Annotated in this window: 22 protein-coding genes; 9 read left to right on the forward strand and 13 right to left on the reverse strand. The window is 70.4% G+C overall.

Annotated elements, in window-relative coordinates:
- The first annotated feature begins 8 nt into the window (after nucleotides 1-8).
- The gene (locus GVV04_RS15195) at nucleotides 9-407 is read left to right on the forward strand and encodes a TFIIB-type zinc ribbon-containing protein (protein WP_161689397.1); all 399 of its coding nucleotides are present in this window, start codon (nucleotides 9-11) and stop codon (nucleotides 405-407) included.
- An 81-nt stretch (nucleotides 408-488) separates the two neighbouring features.
- Here the strand turns inward: GVV04_RS15195 and dnaB are convergent, their stop codons facing one another.
- The 5 genes from dnaB to rpsF form a co-directional block, all read right to left on the reverse strand.
- Nucleotides 489-3221, reverse strand: coding sequence for a replicative DNA helicase (gene dnaB / locus GVV04_RS15200; protein ID WP_161689398.1), 2733 nt, complete (start codon nucleotides 3219-3221; stop codon nucleotides 489-491).
- Between the two features lie 879 nt (nucleotides 3222-4100).
- Nucleotides 4101-4547 (reverse strand): 50S ribosomal protein L9, encoded by a 447-nt coding sequence (gene rplI / locus GVV04_RS15205; RefSeq protein WP_161688700.1) that lies wholly within the window; start codon nucleotides 4545-4547, stop codon nucleotides 4101-4103.
- Between the two features lie 14 nt (nucleotides 4548-4561).
- Nucleotides 4562-4801 (reverse strand): 30S ribosomal protein S18, encoded by a 240-nt coding sequence (gene rpsR / locus GVV04_RS15210; RefSeq protein WP_007073789.1) that lies wholly within the window; start codon nucleotides 4799-4801, stop codon nucleotides 4562-4564.
- Nucleotides 4802-4842: 41 nt separating this feature from the next.
- Entirely contained in the window at nucleotides 4843-5388 is a 546-nt protein-coding gene (locus GVV04_RS15215; RefSeq protein WP_328822406.1) for a single-stranded DNA-binding protein, read from the reverse strand.
- A gap of 88 nt (nucleotides 5389-5476) precedes the next feature.
- Entirely contained in the window at nucleotides 5477-5767 is a 291-nt protein-coding gene (gene rpsF, locus GVV04_RS15220) for a 30S ribosomal protein S6 (RefSeq protein WP_120683045.1), read from the reverse strand.
- A gap of 642 nt (nucleotides 5768-6409) precedes the next feature.
- On the opposite strand from rpsF, the gene GVV04_RS15225 reads away from it, so the two are divergent.
- Together GVV04_RS15225 and GVV04_RS15230 are read left to right on the forward strand one after the other, a co-directional pair.
- Nucleotides 6410-7201 (forward strand): deoxyribonuclease IV, encoded by a 792-nt coding sequence (locus GVV04_RS15225; RefSeq protein WP_161688701.1) that lies wholly within the window; start codon nucleotides 6410-6412, stop codon nucleotides 7199-7201.
- A complete protein-coding gene (locus GVV04_RS15230; protein WP_235966233.1) occupies nucleotides 7198-9429 on the forward strand; it encodes a hypothetical protein in 2232 nt (743 codons plus the stop codon). Before GVV04_RS15225 ends, GVV04_RS15230 begins: the two co-directional genes overlap by 4 nt.
- A gap of 23 nt (nucleotides 9430-9452) precedes the next feature.
- Here the strand turns inward: GVV04_RS15230 and GVV04_RS15235 are convergent, their stop codons facing one another.
- From GVV04_RS15235 to GVV04_RS15245, 3 genes are all read right to left on the reverse strand, one after another.
- The gene (locus GVV04_RS15235; protein ID WP_161688702.1) at nucleotides 9453-10967 is read right to left on the reverse strand and encodes a glycosyltransferase family 87 protein; all 1515 of its coding nucleotides are present in this window, start codon (nucleotides 10965-10967) and stop codon (nucleotides 9453-9455) included.
- A 133-nt stretch (nucleotides 10968-11100) separates the two neighbouring features.
- Nucleotides 11101-14004, reverse strand: a complete 2904-nt coding sequence (locus GVV04_RS15240) for a transglycosylase domain-containing protein (protein WP_161688703.1) — start codon at nucleotides 14002-14004, stop codon at nucleotides 11101-11103.
- A gap of 181 nt (nucleotides 14005-14185) precedes the next feature.
- Nucleotides 14186-14659 carry a DUF5318 domain-containing protein gene (locus GVV04_RS15245; RefSeq protein WP_161688704.1) on the reverse strand — a complete coding sequence of 158 codons (474 nt, stop codon included), beginning with the start codon at nucleotides 14657-14659 and terminating at the stop codon, nucleotides 14186-14188.
- Between the two features lie 174 nt (nucleotides 14660-14833).
- Here GVV04_RS15245 and GVV04_RS15250 point away from each other — a divergent pair, with 174 nt between their 5' ends.
- Both GVV04_RS15250 and GVV04_RS15255 read left to right on the forward strand, forming a co-directional pair.
- The gene (locus GVV04_RS15250) at nucleotides 14834-15472 is read left to right on the forward strand and encodes a PadR family transcriptional regulator (RefSeq protein ID WP_161688705.1); all 639 of its coding nucleotides are present in this window, start codon (nucleotides 14834-14836) and stop codon (nucleotides 15470-15472) included.
- 23 nt (nucleotides 15473-15495) lie between these two features.
- Nucleotides 15496-16575: an inositol-3-phosphate synthase gene (locus GVV04_RS15255; protein ID WP_161688706.1), complete on the forward strand. Its 1080-nt coding sequence runs from the start codon at nucleotides 15496-15498 to the stop codon at nucleotides 16573-16575.
- A gap of 61 nt (nucleotides 16576-16636) precedes the next feature.
- On the opposite strand, the gene GVV04_RS15260 is transcribed toward GVV04_RS15255, so the two are convergent.
- The 3 genes from GVV04_RS15260 to GVV04_RS15270 form a co-directional block, all read right to left on the reverse strand.
- The gene (locus GVV04_RS15260) at nucleotides 16637-17023 is read right to left on the reverse strand and encodes a type II toxin-antitoxin system death-on-curing family toxin (RefSeq protein WP_161688707.1); all 387 of its coding nucleotides are present in this window, start codon (nucleotides 17021-17023) and stop codon (nucleotides 16637-16639) included.
- Nucleotides 17020-17226, reverse strand: a complete 207-nt coding sequence (locus GVV04_RS15265) for a ribbon-helix-helix protein, CopG family (RefSeq protein ID WP_161688708.1) — start codon at nucleotides 17224-17226, stop codon at nucleotides 17020-17022. Before GVV04_RS15265 ends, GVV04_RS15260 begins: the two co-directional genes overlap by 4 nt.
- Before the next feature lie 456 nt (nucleotides 17227-17682).
- The gene (locus GVV04_RS15270) at nucleotides 17683-17955 is read right to left on the reverse strand and encodes a hypothetical protein (protein ID WP_161688709.1); all 273 of its coding nucleotides are present in this window, start codon (nucleotides 17953-17955) and stop codon (nucleotides 17683-17685) included.
- Between the two features lie 458 nt (nucleotides 17956-18413).
- Between GVV04_RS15270 and GVV04_RS15275 the strand changes: the two genes are divergently transcribed.
- Complete coding sequence (locus GVV04_RS15275; RefSeq protein ID WP_161688710.1) at nucleotides 18414-19268, forward strand: helix-turn-helix domain-containing protein; 855 nt, start codon at nucleotides 18414-18416, stop codon at nucleotides 19266-19268.
- Nucleotides 19269-19272: 4 nt separating this feature from the next.
- Complete coding sequence (locus GVV04_RS15280) at nucleotides 19273-19500, forward strand: DUF397 domain-containing protein (protein WP_161688711.1); 228 nt, start codon at nucleotides 19273-19275, stop codon at nucleotides 19498-19500.
- A 40-nt stretch (nucleotides 19501-19540) separates the two neighbouring features.
- On the opposite strand, the gene GVV04_RS15285 is transcribed toward GVV04_RS15280, so the two are convergent.
- Nucleotides 19541-20020 carry a methylated-DNA--[protein]-cysteine S-methyltransferase gene (locus GVV04_RS15285; RefSeq protein ID WP_161688712.1) on the reverse strand — a complete coding sequence of 160 codons (480 nt, stop codon included), beginning with the start codon at nucleotides 20018-20020 and terminating at the stop codon, nucleotides 19541-19543.
- Between the two features lie 162 nt (nucleotides 20021-20182).
- Between GVV04_RS15285 and GVV04_RS15290 the strand changes: the two genes are divergently transcribed.
- On the forward strand, nucleotides 20183-20695 hold the full coding sequence (locus tag GVV04_RS15290) for an NfeD family protein (protein WP_161688713.1): 513 nt from the start codon (nucleotides 20183-20185) through the stop codon (nucleotides 20693-20695).
- Between the two features lie 54 nt (nucleotides 20696-20749).
- A complete protein-coding gene (locus GVV04_RS15295) occupies nucleotides 20750-22246 on the forward strand; it encodes a flotillin family protein (RefSeq protein ID WP_161688714.1) in 1497 nt (498 codons plus the stop codon).
- 58 nt (nucleotides 22247-22304) lie between these two features.
- On the opposite strand, the gene GVV04_RS15300 is transcribed toward GVV04_RS15295, so the two are convergent.
- Nucleotides 22305-23768, reverse strand: coding sequence for a CCA tRNA nucleotidyltransferase (locus GVV04_RS15300; protein WP_161688715.1), 1464 nt, complete (start codon nucleotides 23766-23768; stop codon nucleotides 22305-22307).
- Nucleotides 23769-23850 lie beyond the last annotated feature (82 nt).

Below are 23850 nucleotides of genomic sequence, written 5' to 3' on the forward strand. Positions count from 1 at the left end.
ACCTTCGGATAATGCAGCTCACCTGTCCCAAATGTCACGGAGACATGCGTCAGTACGAACGCAGCGGAGTCGTCATCGACCAGTGCGGCGAGTGCCGGGGAATCTTCCTCGACCGCGGCGAACTGGAGAAGCTGTTCGAGGCCGAGGCGAACTGGAACCGCCAGCAGACGCCGGGCGCCCCGAACCCGGCACAGCGCCCCCAGACGCCCGGTGCCTACCCGCCGCCCGCGCACCAGCCACAGCAGCCGGGGTACGGCGCGGTTCCCCCGCCGCCCCCGCCGCCCGTGCACGGCTACCCGCCGGCGGCCCCGGCCTACGGCGGGCACGGCCAGCAGCACTACGGCTACCACGGCCACTACCACCGCAAGAAGAAGCACGGCGGCTTCCTCGGCGAACTCTTCGACTAGAGCGGACTGCCGTTCACCCGTGGGCCGGGCCGGTTCCGTCACCGGTCCGGCCCACGGTCCGTCCCGCTCGCCGGCAGGGCTTCAAACGATCGCCATGTCCACGAAGCGGGAGAGGTGGAGCTGGGCGGCCACCGTGATGCTGTCGGTGGGGCCATTCCGGTGCTTGGCAACGATGAAGTCCGCCTCGCCCGCGCGTGGCGACTCCTTGTCGTAGTAGTCGTCTCGGTGCAAAAGGATCACAACGTCCGCATCCTGCTCGATTGAGCCAGACTCACGCAAATCGGACAGTTGGGGTCGCTTGTCGGTGCGCTGCTCCGGGCCACGGTTCAGCTGGCTGACCGCGATCACCGGGCACTCGACCTCCTTGGCGAGCAGCTTCAGGCCACGGGACAGGTCCGCGACCTCCTGCTGCCGGCTCTCGGTGCGCTTCGGCGAGGTCATCAGCTGGAGATAGTCGACCACGATCATCTTCAGGTCGTGCTTCTGCTTGAGCCGGCGCGCCTTCGCCCGGATCTCCATCAGGTTCATGCTCGGCGTGTCGTCGACGAAGAGCGGGGCCTCGCTGATCTCACCCATACACCGGGCCAGCTTGGTCCAGTCGTCGTCGGAGAGCTGGCCGCTGCGCAGCACGTGCAGCGGGACGCGGGCCTCGGCCGAGAGCAGTCGCATGACGATCTCGACCTTGCTCATCTCCAGCGAGAAGATCGCCGCAGCCTGGTTGGCCCGGATAGCCGCATGACGGGCAAAGTCCATGCTAGCGGTGCTGTTGTGCGTCGGGATCATGGACCGGCCGGCCAGGTAGAGGTGGTCCGGGTTGTCCACCGTCACGCAGCGGACAGGGACGCTCGGCACCGGCCGCACATCGACAATGAACCGGCTGTCAGTCCGAACGGTACTCTCGCTGCGCCTGCGTAGGCGATGAGTCTCCTGCTTCCGAGGTAGGTGGAACACCTCGTCAGTGGTCGTGAAGTTGAGGTTGTACGCGATGGAGGTTTCCGGCCTGCGACCCTTCACCACCTTGCGGCTGATTGAACAGCGATACCCGAGACTGACGACCAGTTCGTAGGCACCCTCGGCAAGCCTCGCCGAGGTTGTAGTGAGCTGAACAGTGCCAGCGTTGGTGATGGTGCCGTCGGTGTCGAGCAGGCCCGCGAGCAGCGCCCGGCGCTGCGTCTGCGATGCCCGCAGGTACGACTGCGGCACATGCTTGTTACCGAGCACGCCGATTGCCCGCAGCGACTGCGTCAGCGACGACGGAGAACTGGCGCAGAGGACGCAGCCCCTGCGGCCACGGCCACACATGGGGCATTCCGGAGGCCGGATTGAGTACAGCGTCGGCTCTGTCGCTGACTTTTTCGTCTCGAAGCCGTCCGCCTCGATCCGCCGCAGGATATCCGGGTCAACGGTGGTGAGCCGGTTACCGGCGCTGTGTCCGTCACCAAGCCAGGCGCCCAGCGTGTACGGGGGCACCGGCAGGTCCGCCTCCGGCAGTTGCAGTGCTTCGGCGTTTCGTACCGCGTGGTTCAACCTGCGGTCGGCGGTGGCGGTTCGCAGCGTTGCTCGGATCTCTTCGGTCGTAACGACATCGGAGTACCGGGCGGCGTCAACCGTATCCTGCCAGGCGCTTTCGCGATCCAGAAGGCGCCTGTAGACGGCGCGGGCCGGGTAGACACGGGCACGCGGGCCCCCGCGCCGCCCCTGCGCCAGCGGAGCAAATTGGTACGGGAGGTCTCGCACGACGCGGCGGGCGGTGTGGACGAACTCGTCGCCGATCACCGACGCCAGTTCAGCAACGCTGACATCCTCGGATGCCTCAGACGCCACCCGTCGCAGCCGCTCCACCGCAGAGGGGGACCAAGCGACCTCCCGGCGAACCGCGCCGGCACGCCGGGAAGCGCGTGTAGTCGTCTTCCACAGGTGCTCGGCATCCGCAACGATCACACTGCCGTCGGAGAACTCGACTTCGTAGCAGGGTCGACCCTCCATCACATCAAATGCGTGGGTGACCGTCGTCGGGCACCCGTCAGCACCGATAAGTTGGTCGCCGGCCTTAACTTCGCCCATCGTCGCCCAGCCGTTGGGCGTGGGCAGCGGGGTGTCGAGGGCGAGTGCCTTGCCGAGGCCGGGCCGCCCCGCCACGATGATGAGCTGCCCGGCGTGCAAACCGTTGAGCAGCCGGTCCAGGTCGGTAAAGCCGGTCGGCACGCCGGTCATCATGCCGCCCTGGGCGCCGACCGCCTCGATCTCGTCGAGCGTCGGCTGGAGCATGTCGGCCAGGACGGCGAAGTCCTCGTTGACCCGACGCTCGGTGATGTCGTAGACGGCCTGCTGGGCGAGGTCGACGATGTCGTCCACGTCCCGGCTGCCGTTGTTGCCGGTGCCGTACCCGAGCTGCACGATCTTCGTTCCGGCCTCGACCAGCCGGCGGAGCACCGCCCGCTCCCCGACGATCCGGGCGTAGTAGGCGGCGTTCGCGGCGGTCGGCACGCTCGCGATCATCGTGTGCAGGTACGGGGCCCCGCCGATTCGGGCCAGGTCGCCGGAGTCGGCCAGGGCGGCGGCCACGGTGATCGGGTCGGCGGGCTCGCCCCGTCCGTAGATGTCGAGGATGGCGTCGAAGACGGTGGCGTGCACCGGCCGGTAGAAGTCGTGGGACTTCAGGATCTCGACGACGTCTGCGATGGCGTCCTTGGACAGCAGCATGCCGCCGAGAACGCACTGCTCTGCGGCGACGTCCTGAGGCGGGGTCTTCTCGAACTGGCCATCCCGCTGGGATGGGGCTGGCTGGCCACCGCCTCGTGGCTCCGTCCGCATGTCGTCGGTGACCGACACGGGTCCCCCCTCCGCTGCGTCGGTTCGAACTACCGGTCCGCCGCCGGGCACGGCGACTTCCGATCAGACCGGTCGGGTCGATCGGGGGTCATCGCACCGTCGGTCGAGAGGCAACCATACGGAACCCGAGGTCAGCGACTCAACCACGCCGGTGGACGAGCCTTGGGACAACCTGTGGACGCCGGTGGACAACATGCGCTCAGGGTGTGCACAGCCTGTGGACAACCGCTGGGGAATTCTCTCCCACAACGCCCTGAGCTGGGAAAACTCTACCCACAGCCTGTGGATAAGAAATTCCCGGCGAATTTCGCCGATCCCCGCCCCGTACGACCCCCACCCCACCACCGACCCACCCCACTCCACCACCCCACCCACCCCGCCAACAGCCCGCAAATTCAGAGAAAGCGTGGTCATGGAGCACCGAAAGGCCACACATTCTCTGTTTTTGCGCCGGTCGGTCGCTGTTGGAGGAAGTTTGTCGTTCACGTACCCGGTCGGGTGATCCCGTGGTCTGCGGGCGGGGGGTGTCGCAACGGACGGTTACCCGGCCGCCGGTCCTGGTTCCGGGCAGAGGACTACGGGAGCGTGGCCCTCGCCAACCAGGAGAGCGCCCTGCCCGCTCTGGCGGCGCGACTGCTCAGCGCCATGCAGCAGCCTCTGCTCCCACAGACGGTCGCGCCACGCTCCGCTGGGCCCCTTCGGGCCGGGGCGAACCGGCCGGCGGGGGTGGTCGGGAGTGGGCTCTTCGACGGATCGGTGCCGTCACCGGTCAGCGGGTCGGCTGACCGGGCCCTACCCCCTACCACGGCGCAGGGCCCGCACCGGCGTACCGGTGCGGGCCCTGCGCGTGGTGCTTCGGTGTCAGCCCTGGACGACGTTCAGGTCGAACTTGGCGGTCACGTCGGGGTGCAGCTTGATGCTGACCGGGTACGCACCCAGCGACTTGATGTGGCTGGGCAGCTCCAGTCGCCGACGGTCGAGGGTCGGGCCGCCGGCCGCCTTGACGGCGTCGACGATCTCGGCCGGGGTGACCGAACCGAAGAGCCGCCCGCCGTCGCCGGCGCGGGCCTTCAGGTTGACCTTCAGGCTGTTGAGCCGGGCCTTGACCTCGTTGGCGTGGTCGAGGTCGCGGATCTCCCGGGCCGAGCGGGCCCGCTTGATAACCGTGACCTGCTTCTCCGCACCCTTGGTCCAGACGATCGCGAAGCCCTGCGGCAGCAGGTAGTTACGGCCGTAGCCGTCCTTCACCTCGACGATGTCGCCCGGGGCACCGAGGCCGGACACCTCCTGAGTAAGGATGATCTTCATGTCGGTGCCTCCTCTCAGCGGGCCGTGGCCGTGTACGGCAGGAGCGCCATCTCGCGGGCGTTCTTGACCGCGCGGGCGATCTGCCGCTGCTGCTGCGAGGTAACGCCGGTCACCCGTCGAGCGCGGATCTTGCCGCGGTCGGAGATGAACTTGCGCAGCAGCGCGGTGTCCTTGTAATCGATATAGGTGATCCCGTCCTTGTCTAGCGGGTTCACCTTCTTCTTTGGCTTGCGAAGGGCCGCAGCCTTAGCCATTGACCGTGCTCCTGGTTTGCGATCGCGGGCGCTCGGCGCCATTAGAACGGGGGCTCCTCATCAAAATTGCCGCCACCCGAGCCAGCGCGCGCGGGAGCTGGTGCGGCCGAGGCCCAAGGGTCGTCGAAGTTGCCTCCGCCGCCGCCCTGGGCGCCACCACCGCCGCCGCCACCGCCACCGAAGCCGCCGCCACCGCCGCCGGAGCGGGACATCTTCTGCACCTTCGCCGTGGCGTAGCGCAGCGACGGGCCGATCTCGTCGACCTCAAGCTCGATGACGGTGCGCTTCTCACCCTCGCGGGTCTCGTAGGACCGCTGACGCAGCCGGCCCGACACGATCACCCGGGCGCCGCGCTGCAACGACTCGGCGACGTGCTCGGCGGCCTGACGCCAGACCGTGCACGCGAGGAACAACGGCTCGCCGTCCTTCCATTCGCCGGACGCCTTGTCCATGAACCGGGGCGTCGAAGCGACCCGGAACTTGGCGACCGCGGCCCCCGAGGGGGTGAATCGCAACTCAGGGTCATCGGTCAGATTGCCGATGACCGTGATGGTGGTGTCTCCTGCCATGACCATCTCCTCGCGCACTCATCGTTCGCCGTACAGACTCTCAGAGCCCTACGACAGCGTCGATGAAGCTGATCCGGGTGAACCGGGTGAACCGGATTAAACGCTGTTAGCGCATCTCCGGACGGATGACCTTGGTGCGCAGCACGGACTCGTTGAGTCGCAGCTGACGGTCCAGCTCGGCCACCGCCGCAGGCGTCGCCTGCAGGTCGATGACGGCGTAGATGCCCTCGGCCTTCTTGTTGATCTCGTACGCGAGGCGCCTACGGCCCCACACGTCGGTCTTCTCCACCGAGCCACCCGCGGTCCGGATCACGTTCAGGTACGTGTCGAGCGACGGGGCGACGGTGCGTTCCTCGAGGCTGGAATCGAGGATCACCATGATCTCGTAATGACGCAAGACGTGCTCACCTCCTGTGGGCTAAGCGGCCACGGTCCTTCCGCGGCAGGAGGTCGTGCGTCTGCCCGCTCCGGACCGGGGGAACCCGGCCGGACGCGGACAACCGGACCAGAATACCCGGTCCGAACGATCATGCCCGGGCAGGTCGGCCGCTCCCGGCGGGTCGTCGGCGGGCACGGCCGACCGGACGGCGGATCCGGCGGCACGGACGCCCGTACAGGGCGGGGGCCCGGACCGACGCTGGCGTCGGTCCGGGCCCCCGTCACGAGGCCGCGGGGCGTCCCGTCCGCATTCCTTGGGTGGGACCTGGGGAGGAACGACCACACCGATGAGGTTGGATCGCGACGCCCCGCGGAGCTTCATCGTGTTGTTACCTGACCGTACAACGGCTATCGTCACCTGTGGGGCTTATTGGAGCTTTTGCCCCTGGTTCTGCGGATAGCTCCGGGCGGGATGGCACTGGCTGCACGGCCCGCGCCCCGCCCCCGAGAGCCGACCGTCGATCCCACCCGGACCAACGACCGCCCCCGCCCCGGGTGACGCCCCGCCCCCCCGGCGCCGTCCCCGGCGTCCCCCGCCGGATACCGCCACCCGGGCGCACCGTCACCCCACGCGTCGGTGCCGCGACGTAGGCTCGCCTCCATGCGTATCGGAGCTCACGTCGATTCCGCCGACCCGCTGTCGGAGGCGGCCGCCCGGTCCGCCGAGGCCGTGCAGTTCTTCCTCTCCGACCCACAGGGCTGGAAGGCCCCGCAACCACGGGAGGACGCCGACCGGTTGCGGGCCGCCGAGGTCGACCTCTACGTCCACGCGCCGTACGTCATCAACGTGGCGACGCTGAACAACCGGATCCGCATCCCGAGCCGGAAGCTACTGCTCGGCCACGCCACCGCGGCGGCGGAGATCGGCGCCAAGGGCCTGATCGTGCACGGGGGGCACGTCAGCGCGGGCGACGACCTGGCGGTCGGCTTCGACAACTGGCGCAAGACCTTCGCGTACGCGGCGGAATCCGGCGGCTTCGCCCTGCCGGTGCTGATCGAGAACACGGCCGGCGGCGACAACGCCTGCGCCCGTCGCCTCGACGCCCTGGCCCGGCTCTGGGACGCCGTCGGCGAGTACGAGGTGGGATTCTGCCTGGACACCTGCCACGCCCACGCCGGGGGTGAGGAGCTGCTGGACCTGGTCGACCGGGTCAAGGCGATCACCGGCCGGATCGATCTGGTCCACGCCAACAACTCCAAGGACGCGTTCGACTCGGGCCGGGACCGACACGACAACCTCGGTGGCGGCAGGATCGACCCGGAGTTGGTCGTGGCGGTGATCCGGGCGGCGGGAGCGCCGGCGATCGTGGAGACCCCGGGCGGGGTGGACGGCCAGGGCGCCGACATCGCGTTCCTGCGCGACCGGCTCGGCGCGGGAAGCCCGGCGGCATGACGACCGAGCGGGTCGACGCCACCGACGAGGACACGACCGGCGGGAGTCCGCTGGTGGACGGTGCTGCCGTGAAGAACCCGGACACCGCCACGAAGGGCACCGGGGGCAGCGAGGCGACCAACGGCGGGCAGGCAGCCGGCGGCGACCCGGCCGACGCCGGGCAGCCCGCCGAGTCCACAGCGGGGGACGGCGCCGCCGTCGGGAACGCCGGCATCGCGAAGAACGACGCCGCTCAGGACGACGCCGTCACCAAGTCCGCGGACACGGGCCCCGCCAAGGGCGGCGACACCAAGGCCGGCACCGCAGAGAACGCCGACAAGAAGGCGGCGGACAAGGACGGCGGCACCACAAAAGACGCCGACAAGAAGGCAGCGGACAACGACGCCGGAACGGCGAAGGACGCGGACAAGAAGAAGACGGACAAGGACGGCGGCACCGCGAAGGACGGCGACGGTGCGAAGCCGGACCGGTGGGAGGCGTTCGCCCCCGCTCCGGAGCCGGTGCCCGGGCGGGTGGGTCGCGTCCTGCGGGCGGTCGGCCGGTTCCTGGTCCACGAGTGGACCCTGGCCGTGCTCGCCTCGCTGGCTTTGGCCGTCGCGCTCACCTGGCCGACGCTGCGCTACCCCCCCTACACGCTGCCCCAGGACTACTGGGACCCGAGCCTTCAGGCCTGGCAGATGGCCTGGTCGGGGCACGTCCTGCTGACCGACCCGGCGCAGCTTTGGCAGTCCAACACGTTCTTCCCGGACCCGTGGAGCTTCGCGTTCTCCGACACCCTGCTCGGCTACGCGCCGGCCGGCATGATCGGCACTGGCCCCGAGGCCGCCCTGCTGCGGTACAACATCATGTTCGTGCTGGCCCACGCCCTGGCCACGCTCGGGGCGTACGCGCTGGCCCGGCAGCTCGGCTCGGGGCGGGCGGGCGCGGCGGTGGCCGGGGTCAGCTACACGTACGCCCCCTGGCTGCTCGCCCAGGCGGGTCACCTGCACATCGTGTCCAACGGCGGCATCCCGCTGGCCCTGGCCATGCTGGCCCGGGGGCACGGCTGGTCGCTGCGCCACGGCTACCGTCCCGAGCGGCGGCACGCCGGGTGGGCGTACGCCGGGTGGCTGGTGGCCGCCTGGCAGCTCAGCCTGGGCTTCGGCATCGGGCTGCCGTTCGCGTACGTGCTGGCGGGGGCGACGCTGGTCGCCGCCGTGACGTGGTTCGTCCGGCGGCGGTCGAACCCCCGGCCGTTCGGGGTCCGGCTGCTCGTCGCCGACGTGGTCGGCGCGCTGCTCTTCGCCGGGGTGGGCGGGCTGCTGGCCATCCCCTACTTCAAGGTCACCGAGCTGCACCCGAACGCGGCGCGGACGCTCGCCGACATCGGCGTCTACTCGCCGCCGTTCTCGGGCTTCTTCACCGCCCCGGCGGAGTCCCGGGTGTGGGGCGGCCTGCACGAGGGCGCGCGGTCGGTCCTGCCCTGGCATCCGGAGATGACCCTGCTGCCGGGCTTCGTGCTGTACGCGCTCGCCGCGGGCGGGCTGTTCTTCTCGGTGTGGCGGCTGCGGCACCGGCTGCTGCTGCTCGCCGGGGTGGTGGTGACGATGGTGCTGGCGATGGGCACCCGGTTCTTCGGCGGCACCTTCACCTACGGGCTGCTGTTCGAATATCTGCCGGGCTGGAACGGCCTGCGCACGCCCGGGCGGATGATGCTGTGGACGACGCTGCTGCTCGGGCTGCTCGCCGCGGGCGCGGTCAGCGCCTTCGCCGTCCGGGTGCGGGAGTGGGCGGCCGAGCGGGTCCCGCCGTGGCCGGGTCCATGGCTGCGGTTGGCCACGGTGCTGCCGCTGCTGCTGGTGGTCGCCGAGGGGCTGAACAGCACGCCGCATCCGGTGGTGCCGGCCCAGCCCGCCGCGATGCGGTCGGTGGACGGCCCGATGCTGGTGCTGCCGAGCAGCCAGAACCTCGACCAGCCGGTGATGCTGTGGTCGACCAGCAAATTCCAGGACATGGTCAACGGCGGCAGCGGCTTCACCCCCGTCCGGCAGGCCGAGATCCGGCAGGTCGCGGAGAGCTTCCCGGACCAGGCGAGCGTGACCTACCTGCGCGACCTGGGCGTCCGCAACGTGGTGGTGCTGCGCGACCAAATCGCGGGCACGCCGTGGGAGACGACGATCGACGTTCCGGTCGATGCACTCGGCATCACCCGGGAGGAGGTCGGCGGCGCGGTGGTCTACCGGCTCTGACAGCCGACCGGTGCCCGGTGGCGTCAGGTGCCCGCCGGGGCCGGTTCGGCGACGGCGTCGCTGTCGGCCCGCCGTCGCCGCCAACGACTCAGCCAGGGCGCGTCCGGTGCGCCGTCGAGCACTCCGCCGTCCGGGTCGTCGGCGTAGGTGGCCCGTACGGCGTCCCGGCCCGGGTCCAGGATCTCCTTGACGACCAACACGCAGAGCAGCACGACCGTGCCCAACCGCAGCGCGGAGGCCAGCACGAAGACCCCCTCGGGAAACACCGGGCGGCTGGTCGCAGTGCCGAGCAGCTCGCCGTAGAAGGCGGCGAAGTAGCCGATCTCGGCGACCTGCCAGGCGATGAACGCGCCCCACTTCGGCCGGGCGAGGACGACCAACGGCAGCAGCCAGAGCACGAACTGCTGTGACCAGACCTTGCTGAAGATCAGGAACGCGGCGACGACCAGGAAGGCGAGCTGGGCCAGCCGGGGCCGGCGCGGCGCCAGCAGCGCCAGCGCGGCAACCCCGAGGCAGGCCAGCCCGAAGAGGGCGTACGAGAGCCAGTTCAGGGTGGGAATGTTGGCGTTCAGCCACTCGAACGGCCCCGTCGAGCCGGGGCCGCCGGTGTTGACCTTGCCGTCGAGGTAGCGCCCGATGTACCACAGGGTGCCCCAGTCGATGGGCCGGGTGGTGTTCAGCTCGAAGAAGCGGCCCCAGTTGTCGCGGTAGGGCAGCGCCACCGGGAGGTTGACCACGACCAGGGCCACCAGCGCCGTCCCGACGGCGGTAAGGCCGGCGCGGAGCCGGTTGGCGCGCAGGGCGAGCACCAGGATCGGCCCGAGGACGAACAGCGGCCACATCTTGGCCGCCCCGGCCAGGCCGAGCAGCACCCCGGCCACCACCGGACGGCGGCGGGCCCAGGCGAACAGCCCGAACGCGGCCAGCCCGACGGCGAGCAGGTCCCAGTTGACGGTGGCGGTGAGGAAGAGTGCGGGGGCGAGCGCGAAGAGGGCGGCGTCCCACGGTCGTCGGCGGCGCAGGTTGAGGATGACCGCGACGGTGGCCACCGCGAGCGCGCCGAGCACCAGGACGTTGAGGTTGTAGAACCACTGCCCCTGGTTGATCTCGGGGTTGTCGACGCCGAGCGCGTGCACCGGCAGCCCGAGCGCGCCCATGAAGTACCCGGTCAGCACCGGGTACTCGACGGGGTGGTCCTGGTAGGGCACCTTGCCCTCGTTGAGCCCCTCGGCGTAGTAGAGCGCCAGCACGTCGGTGTAGCACATGCGGGTGTACTGCACGTTGTTCTGCCAGGCGCCGTCCTGGCAGGGCGACTTCTGCACCCAGTGCAGCGCGAGGGTCAGGCAGGCCAGGGCCAGCACGATCCGGGCGGCCGTCCAGAACCGACTCTCGCGGCCGGCGGGCCGGTCCAGCGCGACCGCGTGGTCGCCCAGCGGGCCGCCGATCAACTCCGAGGCGCCGCGGACGAAGCCGTCCGACCGGGACGGGTGGTCGCTGGACCCGGCGTCGTCGATGTCTGCCGTCGACTGGGTGCTCATGGACAGGAATCATCCCGTATCGGTGGCCTCCGCGTCCCACCCAGGCACGAACATTCCGGTACGCGAAACGCCGCCGGCGGCCGGACGTGATGTCCGGCCGCCGGCGGCGGCGGCGATGCTCAGCCCGGTCCGCTTACTCGCGGGTGCGGGGTGCGACGGTGGGCAACAGCCCGCCGCCGTTGCCGCCGTTCCCGCCGTTCCCGCCGTTGCCGTTCCCTGGCCGGGGGTCGGTCGGGCCGCCGGTAGCGCCCGGGTTGCCCGGGGTTCCCGGGTTGCCGGGGGTTCCCGGGTTGCCGGGGGTCTGCGGGCAGAGTGGGTTCAGCGGGTCGCAGTTGGGCTGCTCTGGCTGCGTCGGGGGCGGCGTCTCGGTGCCGTTGCCGGCGTCCTGGTCGCCCATCCCGGTGACCGAGGGCAGACTCTCCTTGTTCTTGCCGTCCAGCGCGGCGTTCATGTACCGCTGCCAGATGGCGCCGGGAAGCTTGGAGCCGCCGATGTCCGCGCCGTCCTTGTCAATGATCTTCGGCTTCTTCGGGTCCCGGCTGCCCACCCAGACGGCGGTGGCGAGCTGCGGGGTGTAGCCGACCATCCAGGCGTGCGCGTTGTGCTTGTTGTCGTACTCCCAGGTGCCGGTCTTGCCCGCCGCCTCGCGGCCGTTCTCCAGCGACCGGCTGTTGGGGCCGGGAATCTGCTTGAGGACGCCGGCGACCTCCTTGGCGACCTCCGCGCGGATCCGCTGCTGGGGCTTGAGCTTCTCCCCGTTGATCAGCTCCCACTTGCCGGTGTCCACGTTCTGCTTCTCGACCTTCAGCACGAAGTGGGCCTTGTTGTACTTGCCGTCGTTCGCGAGGGTGGCCAGGCCGTTGGCGTGATCGAGGACCGTCACCGGGTACTGGCCGTAGCCGATCACGTGGTAGAAGGGCGCGGGGGCGACATCCTCGCCCTTCTTCTTGATCAGGTCGACCGGCTTCGGCGGGTTGTCGGAGGTGGTCCACATGGTGGTGACGCCGGCCGCGCGGGCCATGTCGACCACCTTGGCCGGGCCGATCTTCTCGGTGACGTGGAAGAACGGAACGTTGTACGACTGGACTGTCGACTCCTCCAGGGTGCACCACTTGCCGCACTTCTTGCTGACGTCTCGGCCCGCGTTCTGCACCTGGTTCGCGAAGCCCTTCGGCTTGAACGGGGTGGCGTCCCAGTGCGACTTCACGGAGATGCCGGCGTTGATCGCGGCGGCCAGCGTGTAGACCTTGAACGACGAACCCGGGGCGTGGCCGCCGGTGAGGTTGCCGTTCGAGTCGGTGTTCTTGCCGGCGTAGTCGAAGTCCGCGCCGCTGTCGCCGCCGTAGTAGGCGAGCACCCGGCCGGTCTTCGGTTCGATCGAGACCACCGCCGCCATCAGGTTCTTCGGCTGATCGGCCAGCTCCGAGTTCTTCTTGCGCATCGCGGCGTTCTCCGCCGCGCCCTGGAGCTTCGGGTCGATCGTGGTCTGGATCCGGTAGCCGCCCTCACGCAGCGCGTCTCCGCAGCTGACCTTGCCGGCGGCCTCGGAGTTGGTACAGATGCCCCACTGCTCCATCTCCTCGCGGACGTAGTTGATCACGTTGCCGCGGGGGGTCTTCACGCCGAACGCGGCCGAGCCGGCGTTCTTCGGGCTGAGCGTCGTCGGGTACTGCGCGTCGGTCGGTCGCTGCGGCTTGTTGGGGGCGTTGATCCAGCCCTCGGCGGTCATGCCGTCGAGCACGTACGTCCACCGGGACTTCGCGTCGACCGGGTTGACCGCCGGGTCGTAGCCCATGTGGGTCTCGCTCTTGACCGGCTGCTTGATCAGCGCGGCGAGCACCGCGGCCTGGGCCACGGTGAGCTTCTTGGTCGGCACCCCGAAGTAGGTCTGCGACGCCGCCTCGATGCCGTACGCGCCGCGCCCGAAGTAGATCACGTTGAGGTAGTGCTCCATGATCTCGGGCTTGCTGTACTCGTCGCTCAGCTTGGAGGCGAGGATCGCCTCCTTGACCTTCCGGGCGTACGTGTCGTCCTTCAGGCTCGCGTAGGCGTTGCGGGCGTACTGCTGGGTGATGGTCGAGGCGCCCTGCTTGTCGCCGTTGGAGATGTTGTTCCACGCGGCCCGGGCGATGCCCTTGTAGTCGACGCCGGAGTGCCGGTAGAAGTTCCGGTCCTCCGCCGCGGCCACCGCGTCCTGCACGTGCTGCGGGATGTCGGCGATCTTGACGAGCTGCCGGTTCTGGTCGCCGAGCTTGGCCAGGACCGTCTTGCTGTCCTTGGCGTACACGGTGGTGGACAACGGCAGCGGCAACTGCTCGGGCAGCACGACGGTGGTGGAGTAGTACGTGAAGCCGACCACGCCGAGGCCGGCCAGCATGATGAAGATCGCGAGGCCGGCGATCAGCATGTTGATCCGGCGGCGCTTCTTCGCTCGCGCGACCGTGTTCGGGTCGCCCGCGCCACGACCGCCGCGACCGCCCCGCCCCGGCCCCGTGGGCCCGCCGGGGCCGCCCGGCCCGCCCGCACCGCCGCCGGAGACCGGGGCCACCCCGGCCCGGCCGACGGTCGCCCGGCCGGCGAGCCCGCCGACCGCAGCGGACCCGACACTCGCCCGCCCGGCGGAGCCGACCCCGACCGAGGCCCGCCCGGCCGGGGCGCCGCCGGGCGCCGGGGAGACGGGCACCGAGGCCCGACCCGCGCCGGCCCGTCCGGCCGCCGGTGCGCCGGGGGACGGCACCGAGGCCCGGCCCGCGCCCGCGCGCCCGACCGAGGCGGAGCCCACCGAGGCGGAGCCGGCGACACCGCCGCGCGGCGGCGGCACGGATGCCGAGCCGCCCACGGAAGCCCGGCCGCCAGCGGCCGCCCGGGGCGCGACCGAGGCGCGGCCGCCCTGTGCCGTACCCTCTGGTGACCAGCCGTTGCCGCGGGCGTCGCCGCCGTGGCCGTACGCGTCGGCCGAGCCCGTGTCCGGGTCGCCGTTGGCGCCCGGGATCTGGGACCGCCCGCGCGGGGAGCTGGGATCGCCGTACGAGTTCATTCCTCACACCCTGCCGGTCGCGGTGGGACGCGATCGCGCCGCCACCGGGTTGCCGTGAGCTGAAACACGCGACGTCCCCGCCCGAGCATCTCGGGTCGGGGCGTTATTTCCGAATCAATCAGGCCAAAAGGCTGTCGGTCGTCCCGTCTTCTCCACACCGGGCCAACCGAACCAGCTGGATTCACCGTTGCGCCTCTCGCCTCCGCCGAACGGCCGGACCGGCACCCGCGACCGAGGCGGCCGTGCCGCCCACCGCGCCCTGCTCCGCCCCGGCCTCCGTGTCACCGGCCAGCCCGTCCCGGCCGAGCAGGTACTGCTCGACGAGGTGGTTCCAGTCGCAGCCGAGGCACACCTCCACCACGAAGACCTGGAACTCACGCAACGTCATCGCCAGGACGGGCAACTCGGTCAGAGTACGCGCCTGCCCGGCGGACTGCTTGAGCTCGTCCCCGTAAATGTAGTGGACGTGGGTGAGGTTCTCGCTGCGGCAGATCGGGCAGCGATCCTCGGTCGGTTCCCCGTGGAACCGGGCGGCGTTCTTCAGGTACGGGGACGCGTCGCAGACGTCGTACGTGCCGACCCGGCCGGCGAGGAGTTCACGCAGCACCGCTCGCTTCCGGAGCGAGTAGTCAACCACCTGGCGCTGCGTACGCATGCGGAGAAGGGTACGCGGTCAGGCTCGACGAGGCGACCACCGTCACAGTCCGTTACCCCGGAAACTCGCTTCGAAGGGTTTGCCCTGATCCTGGGTAGGCGCTAACGTGCGATGTATCGGTCCGATACATCGCGGTGGTTACGCCCACGCGTCAGGGGTAAGAAGGGGTGGCCCGTGCTCGAGCTCGCCATCCTCGGCCTCCTCCAGGAGTCCCCGATGCACGGCTACGAGCTCCGCAAGGAGCTCGCGGCCAAGTTGGGCGCGATCCGGGCGGCGATCAGCTACGGCTCGCTCTACCCGACCCTGCGCAGGTTGCAGGCGGCGGGATGGATCACCGAAGCCGCCGAGACACCCGCGACCGCCGAGGAGGTTCCCGCGCTGACCAGCCGACGAGGTCGGGTGGTCTACAAGATCACTGCGGAGGGCAAGGAACGCTTCGCCCAGCTCATCGGGCAGGCCGGTCCCGAGACGTACGACGACACGGGCTTCGGTGTGCACTTCGCGTTCTTCGCCCGCACCGACCAGGCGACCCGACTCCGCATCCTGGAGGGTCGCCGCCGAAAGATCGAGGAGCGTCGCGAGGGTCTTCGCGACGTGCTGGGCCGGGCGGCCGAGCGCCTCGACGCGTACACCCTGGAACTACAGCGCCACGGTCTCGACGCCTGTGAGCGCGAGGTCCGCTGGCTGGAAGAGCTCATCGCCAACGAGCGCTCCGGCCGTGCCCCGACGATCCCGCGAGCCGGGATGGTCGGCGGCCGACGAGATAACGACAGCCCGCCTCCGCCTGGAGAGTCCAGGAAAGAGCGGCCGTGATGAAGAAGAAGGAGGCAGACGCTATGGGCTCCGTCCGCGTCGCCATCGTCGGTGTGGGAAACTGCGCCTCGTCCCTCGTGCAGGGCGTGGAGTACTACCGCAACGCCGACCCGAACGACCGCGTCCCGGGTCTCATGCACGTCACCTTCGGCGACTACCACGTTTCGGACGTGGAGTTCGTGGCGGCGTTCGACGTGGACGCCAAGAAGGTCGGCATGGACCTCGCGGAGGCGATCGTCGCCAGCGAGAACAACACCATCAAGCTCTGCGACGTGCCGCCGACCGGCATCAGCGTGCAGCGCGGCCCGACCTTCGACGGTCTGGGCCAGTACTACCGCGAGATCGTCGAGGAGTCGGACGCCACGCCGGTCGACGTCGCGCAGACGCTGCGCGACGCGCAGGTCGACGTCGTCGTCTGCTACCTGCCGGTCGGCTCCGAGCAGGCCGCCAAGTTCTACGCCACGGCTGCGATCGACGCCGGCTGCGCGTTCGTCAACGCCCTGCCGGTCTTCATCGCCTCCGACCCGGAGTGGGCGCAGAAGTTCACCGACGCGGGCCTGCCGATCGTCGGTGACGACATCAAGAGCCAGGTCGGCGCCACCATCGTGCACCGCGCCCTGGCGAAGCTCTTCGAGGACCGCGGCGTCGAGCTGCTGCGCACGTACCAGCTCAACTTCGGCGGCAACATGGACTTCATGAACATGCTGGAGCGCAAGCGGCTGGTCTCGAAGAAGATCTCGAAGACCCAGTCGGTCACCTCGCAGATCCCGCACGAGATGCAGAAGAGCGACGTGCACATCGGCCCGTCGGACCACGTGCCGTGGCTCGACGACCGCAAGTGGGCGTACATCCGCCTGGAGGGCCGCTCCTTCGGTGACACCCCGCTCAACGCCGAGCTCAAGCTCGAGGTGTGGGACTCGCCGAACTCGGCCGGCGTCATCATCGACGCCGTCCGGGCCGCGAAGATCGCCCTGGACCGGAAGATCGGCGGCCCGATCCTGTCGGCCTCGTCGTACTTCATGAAGTCCCCGCCCGTGCAGTACTCCGACCACGACGCGCACGCCGCCGTCGAGTCCTTCATCAAGGGCGAGGTCGAGCGCTGACCCGCTGACCACCAGCAACGCGTGAGGGCCGGGTCCGTCGGGACCCGGCCCTCGCCGTCGCTCAGGCCGACATCTCCAGGTACGGCGACAGCCGCAATGCCAACTCGTCGACCGAGTCCACCTCACCACTGGTCAACGCGTCGGTCAGCCCCATCCGCTCCTTGGCCGGCATGGTGAAGGTCAGCCCGCCGCGCTGCAGAAACACCCGCATCGCGGCCCAGGCCAACCCGGCGTTCCACATGTCCAGGGGCCGCCACATCATCAGCCCGTGCAGCAGCGCCGCCGCTTTGTCCAAGACGGTCGGGTAGGCCGGGCGAGTCATCATTCGAGCGTGCGGGCGGGCCGCTGCGGCGACCAGGATGCCCGCGTCCCGCACCCGACTCTGCGGACCGGTGTACTCAGCCAGAAGGGTCAGCAGATCCTCCGGCTCCGGCCAGGGCTGCCTCACCGGTCCCCCAACATCTCGAAGAACTCAGCGTCCTCCTCGAAGACCCGCCGGGCTGCCTGGCGGGTCCACTCGTTGCGTTCTTGACGTTCGAGGTACTCCTGGATCGCCACCTCGACGGTCTTGTGCATCGAGCGGTGCTCGGCTTCGGCCAGCTCACGGAGCCGCTGTTCGACTTCGGGCTTGAGCGTCAGGGTGAAGGCCATACCACTTTTGTATAGCTCCTCAGGGGCCACGTCAACCACGCTTGGCACTCTCTCTGCCTCCTCGCAAATTAGGTGGAGCGGGTCCTGTTGACCTGCTCGGATGTTGCTCCCGAGCGCCGCCCACAGGCCGCGTACCTGCCAACGGCCGGACATGAAAGTCGGGTGCGGCAACATGAGGATCGAATGCGTAACAGCCGTTACTTGTTCATTCACCGCGTGTCCGCCGGAGCGTCGGTGCGTCAGTGCGTCAGGCCCTCGGCAGCCCGGGTCACCTGGACCACGTCACCGGCCCTGATCTCGACGCTCACGACCCGTACCGCCGCCACGCCCTGATCCGGGCCCGCGCCACCTCGACGGCAGGACAACCCCCGACGCAGCACGCCCGACAACGGCGGTGCCGGTGGTACTCCAACACCTGCCAGGCAATTCGCACCAGTGCCGGCAGCCGCCGCCCGGTCACGACTCAAGCCAGTTCTTGCGGCCGGTAGGAATACAGGGACGCGCCCAGGCCCGCCAGCGTCGCAGGGCCGCCAGGCGGGATTCCGGCACCGCCGCTGGGCACACCGGCAGCCCCAATTCGACCAGCCGGTTCGCCGCCGCGTTGGCCGGCCGGCACGGCCCCGGGACCTGGCAGACCCGGCAGAGCCCGGCCGGATCGAGTACGTGCGCGGCGATGATCTCGTACGCGGCGCGGTTCTCCGACCGTTCCCCACTCTCGTGCAACCCCATCGGTGCGTACCCCTCGCCTGAAGGGGGCGGGCGCGCGGTCCGTCACCGCCGCGAGGGGGATTCGCGGCGGGGTCCGCACGCCCGCCCGGCTCGTGCCGAGGGGTGCGCTGTCGGGTCAGCGCACCCCTCGGCCGAAACCGAAGGGGTACGCACAACGCAGGCGCGCCGGTGTCCGCTCGCAGCGGGTACGGCGTGGTAGACAGTCGGGGAGTCGTTCCCCGGGACGCCATCCATCGCGATGTGTCTCCCGTTCGGCTTGTTCCCGGACCGGGGTGGGCATGCCGCCAAGCCAACCCACCCCGGTCCTTCCATCACCACAGCCACTGATCACCCTTGGTGACCGCAGCCATACGAAGGATGCACTCCAGTCATCGGTTACGCAAGCTTGCGTATCAACGCTTCTCGGCTCATGCTGTCCTGAACGCGGGAGTAGAAGTCGGCGAACATGGGAGCGCGGGATGATCAATGAGCAGGCGGTGACCCTGCGGGCACAGTGGATCGGCCAGCAACTCCGTGAGATGCGGGAAGGGGCCAGGCTGACCCTCAAGGAGGTGGGCGACTTCATCAACCGGAACGCGTCCACGGTGAGTCGAATGGAGTCCGGGATCATCCCGCCTCGGGTGCCCGAGGTCCTCGCCTACCTCGACCTGTGCGGGATCGACGACCAACGCTGCCGGGAAGACCTCAAGACCATGGCGCAGGACGCCTGGCAGAAGGGTTGGTGGGACGGGTTCAGCGCCAATGTCGCCGGGTCACTGATCGACTGGATCTGGTTGGAGAGCCGGGCCACCGAGATCAAGTCTTTCGAGATGGCGGTCGTCCCCGGGCTGCTCCAGACCCGGGCCTACGCCGAAGCCCTGATCCGGGCCTGGGACGACGCCGCCACCGACGAAGAGGTCGCCCGCTACGTCGAGGTACGGATGCAACGACAGCGGCGGCTGGAGGAGCCCGAGCCGGTCCGGTTCTCCACGGTGATCGACGAGGGTGCCCTCCGACGACTCGTCGGCGGGAACGAGGTGATGCGCGCCCAGCTCACCCACCTCCGCACGGTGGCCGGCTGGCCGAATGTCGAGATCATGATCCTGCCGGCCAGCGCGGGAGCCCACCCGAGCCCCGACGGCACCTTCGATGTCTTCCGGATGCGCCGCCCCTACCCGCCGACCGGTTGCGTCTCCACTGCCGTCGGGACGGTGGTGGTCGAAGGGGAAAAGGCCGATTCGCTGCACCAGCGCTACGATCGGCTATGCCGGGCGGCGCTGCGCAACGGTGCCGTGCAGCGGGTCCTCTTCGATCTGGAAGCACGTCTGGAGTGAGCACATGACGACGGTCCACCAACCCACCGGCACCGGGCTGCCGGTGGCCTGGCACGTCAGCACCCGCAGCGGTAGTGGCGGCGGCAACTGCGTCGAGGCGGGGCCGGTGCGCGACGGCAGCGGCCGGTTCGCCGTACGCGACAGCAAGGACCGCGGCGGACCCGTCCTGGTCTACGCCGCCGCCAACTGGGGCGTCTTCCTCACCGGCCTGCGCGCCGGGCGTCTCGCCTGACTCGCTGACCCGCCCCTCCCGCCGCGCGCCCCGGCAGCGGTCAGGACCAGGCGCGGCGCAGGGCGACGCCGGCCTCCAGCTCCAGCAGCTTCACCTTGCGGGGTAGGCCGCCGCCGAAGCCGACCAGCTTCGCCCCCGCGCCGACGATCCGGTGGCAGGGCACGATGACGGGGACCGGGTTGCGGTTGCAGGCCACCCCGACCGCCCGCGCCGCACCGGGGTCGCCGACTACCCGGGCCACCTCGCCGTAGGTCGACGTCTCCCCGTACGGGATGCGGGTCATCTCCCGCCACACCGCCCGCTCGAACTCCGAGCCCCGGCGTGCCACCACCGGCACCGTGAACTCGGTCAGCTCGCCGGCGAAGTACGCCCGCAGCTCCGCCACGGCCCGCCCGGACAACTCGTCGCCGGGCGTCTCGGCCGCTGCCGCCACCCGCCCGAAGTGCGCGCCGCACACCCCGGCGTCGTCGGTGGCCACGGAGAACTCGCCGATCGGCGAGTCGAGGACGGTCCAGCGCACACCCCATTGTCGCCTCCCGCTCCCCGGGCTCGGTCATCGGTGCCCGGATCGGGCAAACCTCCGGCTCCGGTGGGCGTCTTGACCATCGGAGCCCCACCGCCTCCACCGGGCGTGGGCCACGGCCGTCGGGTGACCTTGCGCGGCGGCGCTACCGTGCAGCTCATGGCCTCGGGGACGCTCATCTTCCTGATCATCGGCGGGGCGGGCGTCGCCGTTCTGGCGCTGGCCCTGCTCGGCGCGGAGCTGTTCCAGCTCAGCCATCCCGGCGTCGACGGGCCGGTGTCCGTCGAGGCGGTAGCCGGTTTCACCGGCGCGTTCGGCTTCGGCGCCGCGATCGTCAACGAGCTGGTCGGCGGGCGTACCCCGGGGATGATCGCGGCTGCGGTGGCCGGCGGCGCGGTGGCGGCGGTGCCCACGGCCTGGCTCGCGGTCCGGCTCAGCCGGGCGGCCCGCGCCATGCGGACCGATCCCACCCCCACCCGCAACGACCTGGTCGGCGCGCTCGGCCTGGTGGTCACCCCGGTGCCGGCGGGCGGGTACGGCGAGGTCCGGATCCGCGTCGCCGGCCAGCCGGTGAAGCTCAACGCCCGCGCCGACGAGCCGATCCCGGTCGGCGCCCAGGTTTTCGTGGTGGAGGCCCTGAGCGAGACCAGCGTGTACGTCGAGACCTACTGAACCCTGCCGCAGGGATCAACCGAACCCCCTCACACCCCTCGGAGTGGAAGTCGCATGCCCCTTCTCATCGCCATCGGCGGCGCGGTCCTCCTCGTCGTCTTCCTCCTTCTCTTCGTGCTCTCCCGGATCAAGGTCGCCGGGCCCAACGAGGCGTTCATCGTCACCGGCCGCAAGGGCCGGACCACGCAGAACGCCGACGGTGGCCGGTCCACCGACAACTCCGGGCAGAAGGTCGTCCTCGGCGCGTCGGTCTTCGTCCTGCCGGTGGTGCAGAAGATCCAGTCGCTGGACCTGTCCAGCCGCCGCATCGACGTCGGCATCAAGGGCGCGGTGAGCAAGCAGGGCATCCGGGCCGACCTGCACGGCGTCGCCATCGTCAAGGTGGGCGGCACCGAGGACGCGATCCGCGCCGCCGCCCAGCGCTTCCTGCACCAGCAGGACGAGATCGACAACTTCACCCGCGAGGTGCTGGCCGGCGCGCTGCGCTCGATCGTCGGCCGGCTCACCGTCGAGGAGGTCATCCGGGACCGGGCGGCCTTCGCCAGCGCGGTGGCCGAGGAAGCCGAGCACTCGATGACCAACCAGGGCCTGGTGCTGGACACCTTCCAGCTCCAGGACATCGTGGCCGAGGGGTCGTACCTGCAGGACCTGGGGCGCCCGGAGGCGGCCCGGGTGCTCAAGGACGCCTCGATCGCCGAGGCCCGGGCCCGGCAGCAGGCCGAGCAGGAGCGGCTGCTGGCCGAGGAGGCCATCGCCGAGGCGAACCGGAACCTGTCGCTGAAGCAGGCCGCCATCCAGGCCGAGATCGACGCCGCGAAGGCGAAGTCGGCGGCGGCCGGCCCGCTCGCCCAGGCCGAGCGGGACCAGGCGATCCTCTCCGAGCAGCAGAAGGTGGCCGAGCGCAACGCCGAGCTGAAGCAGCGCCAGCTCGACACCGAGGTGCGCAAGCCGGCCGACGCCGCCCGGTACAAGGTGGAGCAGGAGGCCGAGGCGGCCCGCAACGCGGCCGTGCTGAACGCCGACGCCCAGCGGCAGGCCACCATCGCCGCCGCGCAGGCCGTCGCCGAGCAGTCCCGGCTCACCGGTGAGGGCGAGCGGGCCCGTCGGGCCGCCCTGGCCGAGGCGAACGCGATCGAGGGCGCCAAGGAGGGCGAGGCCGAGCAGCGCCGGCGCTCCGCGATCGCCGAGGCGGTCGAGCGGGAGGGGCAGGCCGAGGCTGCGGCCATCCTGGCCAAGGGGCAGGCCGAGGCCGACGCGATGGCCCGCAAGGCCGAGGCGTTCGCCGCGTACGGCGAGGCGGCGGTGCTGGACCTGCTGGTCCGGGTGCTGCCGCAGGTGGTCGAGGCGGCCAGCGCGCCGATCGGCGCGATCGACAAGCTGACGGTGATCTCCACCGACGGGGCGTCCTCGCTGACGAAGTCGGTGGCGAGCAACGTGGCGCAGGGGCTCCAGCTCGGCACCGACCTGACCGGCATCGACCTGGCCAGTCTGCTCGGCAAGCTCGGGGCGGCCCAGTCCGGCGGCGGCGGCAAGCCCGCGGTCGACGCCTGAGCTGACAAAAGGGGCCCCGGCCGACGTCAATCCGTCGGCCGGGGCCCCTTTTCCATGCTCAGTTCGGCGTGATGCCCTGCTCGCGGGCCCAGCGCAGCAGCTCCGCCTCCGCCTCGTCGCGGTCCAGCGGGCCGCGCTCCAGGCGCAGCTCCTTCAGGTGCTTCCAGGCTCGGCCGACGACCGGCCCCGGCGGCACGCCGAGCAGCTCCATGATCGCGTTGCCGTCCAGGTCGGGGCGGACCCGGGCCAGGTCCTCCTCGGCCTCGATCCGGGCGATCCGCTCCTCCAGCGCGTCGTAGTCCGCCGCCAGGGCGGCGGCCTTGCGCCGGTTGCGGGTGGTGCAGTCCGAGCGGGTCAGCTTGTGCAGCCGGGGTAGCAGTTCCTCGGCGTCGGTGACGTAGCGGCGCACCGCCGAGTCCGTCCACTCGCCCCGGCCGTACCCGTAGAAGCGCAGGTGCAGGCCGACCAGCTTGACCACCTGCGTGGTGACGTCCTTCGGGTACTTCATGGCCTTCATCCGGGCCTTGGTCAGCCGGGCGCCGACCACCTCGTGGTGGTGGAAGCTGACCCGGCTGTCCGACCCGACCGCCTTGGTGGCCGGCTTGCCGACGTCGTGCATCAGCGCGGCCATCCGCAGGACGAAGTCGCAGCCGTCGGTCTCGTACGACACGGCGTTGCTCACCACGGTGAGGGTGTGCTCGTAGACGTCCTTGTGCTGGGCGTGCTCGTCGATCTCCAGCTTCAGCCCGGTCAGCTCGGGCAGGAAGCGGTCGGCCAGCCCGGTGTCGACCAGCAGCCGCAGCCCGGTGATCGGGTCCGCGCCGCAGAGCAGCTTGGTGAACTCGTCGCGGATCCGCTCGGCGGTGATCCGGTCGAGGTCGGCGGCCATCCGGGCCATCGCGGCGCGCACATCCGGGTGGACGGTGAAGCGGAGCTGGGCGGCGAACCGGGCCGCCCGCAGCATCCGCAGCGGGTCGTCGCCGAACGACTCGGCGGGGGTGCCGGGGGTACGGATCACCTTGGCGGCGAGGTCGTCGAGGCCGCCGTGCGGGTCGGCGAACCGGTGCCCGGGCAGACTGACCGCCATCGCGTTGATCGTGAAGTCGCGGCGCTTCAGGTCATCGGCGAGGTTGGTGCCGTACTCGACGACGGGGTTCCGACTGACCTGGTCGTACGCCTCGGCGCGGAAAGTGGTGATCTCCAGCCGCAACCCGTCGCGCTGGCAGCCGATGGTGCCGAACTCGCGGCCGGTCTCCCAGACCGACTCGGCCCAGCCCTTGATGATCCGCAGGGTCTGGTCGGGGTGGGCGTCGGTGCAGAAGTCCAGGTCGTCGCCGAGTCGACCGAGCAGGGCGTCGCGTACCGAACCCCCCACCAGGTGCAGCTCGTGGCCCGCCTTGGCGAACCGGCGGCCCAGCTCGTCGGCGACGGGGGAGACGCGGAGCAGTTCGGCGACGGCGTTGTGCTGCGCGGCGGTGAGCTCGCGGCGGTCAGCGGCGTGGGGAGCGGAGGCTTCGGACATGGGATCCCCAGCCTATCGGGCCGGCGGGGGAACTGATCCGCCGGGCGCGGGTCAACCGTGGGGTTGACTATGGTCATGGGGT

The organism is Micromonospora rubida, from assembly GCF_009908295.1.
In the GTDB taxonomy this organism is placed as follows: Bacteria; Actinomycetota; Actinomycetes; order Mycobacteriales; family Micromonosporaceae; genus Micromonospora; species Micromonospora rubida.

Coding starts and splice junctions, on each gene's coding strand:
- GVV04_RS15255 (WP_161688706.1), top strand. CDS start 15,496: ATGGGCTCCGTCCGCGTCGCCATCGTCGGTGTGGGAAACTGCGCCTCG.
- GVV04_RS15240 (WP_161688703.1), bottom strand. CDS start 14,004: ATGAACTCGTACGGCGATCCCAGCTCCCCGCGCGGGCGGTCCCAGATC.
- rpsR (WP_007073789.1), bottom strand. CDS start 4,801: ATGGCTAAGGCTGCGGCCCTTCGCAAGCCAAAGAAGAAGGTGAACCCG.
- rplI (WP_161688700.1), bottom strand. CDS start 4,547: ATGAAGATCATCCTTACTCAGGAGGTGTCCGGCCTCGGTGCCCCGGGC.
- GVV04_RS15265 (WP_161688708.1), bottom strand. CDS start 17,226: ATGGCCTTCACCCTGACGCTCAAGCCCGAAGTCGAACAGCGGCTCCGT.
- dnaB (WP_161689398.1), bottom strand. CDS start 3,221: ATGCGGACGGAGCCACGAGGCGGTGGCCAGCCAGCCCCATCCCAGCGG.
- GVV04_RS15225 (WP_161688701.1), top strand. CDS start 6,410: ATGCGTATCGGAGCTCACGTCGATTCCGCCGACCCGCTGTCGGAGGCG.
- GVV04_RS15300 (WP_161688715.1), bottom strand. CDS start 23,768: ATGTCCGAAGCCTCCGCTCCCCACGCCGCTGACCGCCGCGAGCTCACC.
- GVV04_RS15270 (WP_161688709.1), bottom strand. CDS start 17,955: ATGGGGTTGCACGAGAGTGGGGAACGGTCGGAGAACCGCGCCGCGTAC.
- GVV04_RS15235 (WP_161688702.1), bottom strand. CDS start 10,967: ATGAGCACCCAGTCGACGGCAGACATCGACGACGCCGGGTCCAGCGAC.
- GVV04_RS15245 (WP_161688704.1), bottom strand. CDS start 14,659: ATGCGTACGCAGCGCCAGGTGGTTGACTACTCGCTCCGGAAGCGAGCG.
- GVV04_RS15295 (WP_161688714.1), top strand. CDS start 20,750: ATGCCCCTTCTCATCGCCATCGGCGGCGCGGTCCTCCTCGTCGTCTTC.
- GVV04_RS15230 (WP_235966233.1), top strand. CDS start 7,198: ATGACGACCGAGCGGGTCGACGCCACCGACGAGGACACGACCGGCGGG.
- GVV04_RS15290 (WP_161688713.1), top strand. CDS start 20,183: ATGGCCTCGGGGACGCTCATCTTCCTGATCATCGGCGGGGCGGGCGTC.
- GVV04_RS15275 (WP_161688710.1), top strand. CDS start 18,414: ATGATCAATGAGCAGGCGGTGACCCTGCGGGCACAGTGGATCGGCCAG.
- GVV04_RS15280 (WP_161688711.1), top strand. CDS start 19,273: ATGACGACGGTCCACCAACCCACCGGCACCGGGCTGCCGGTGGCCTGG.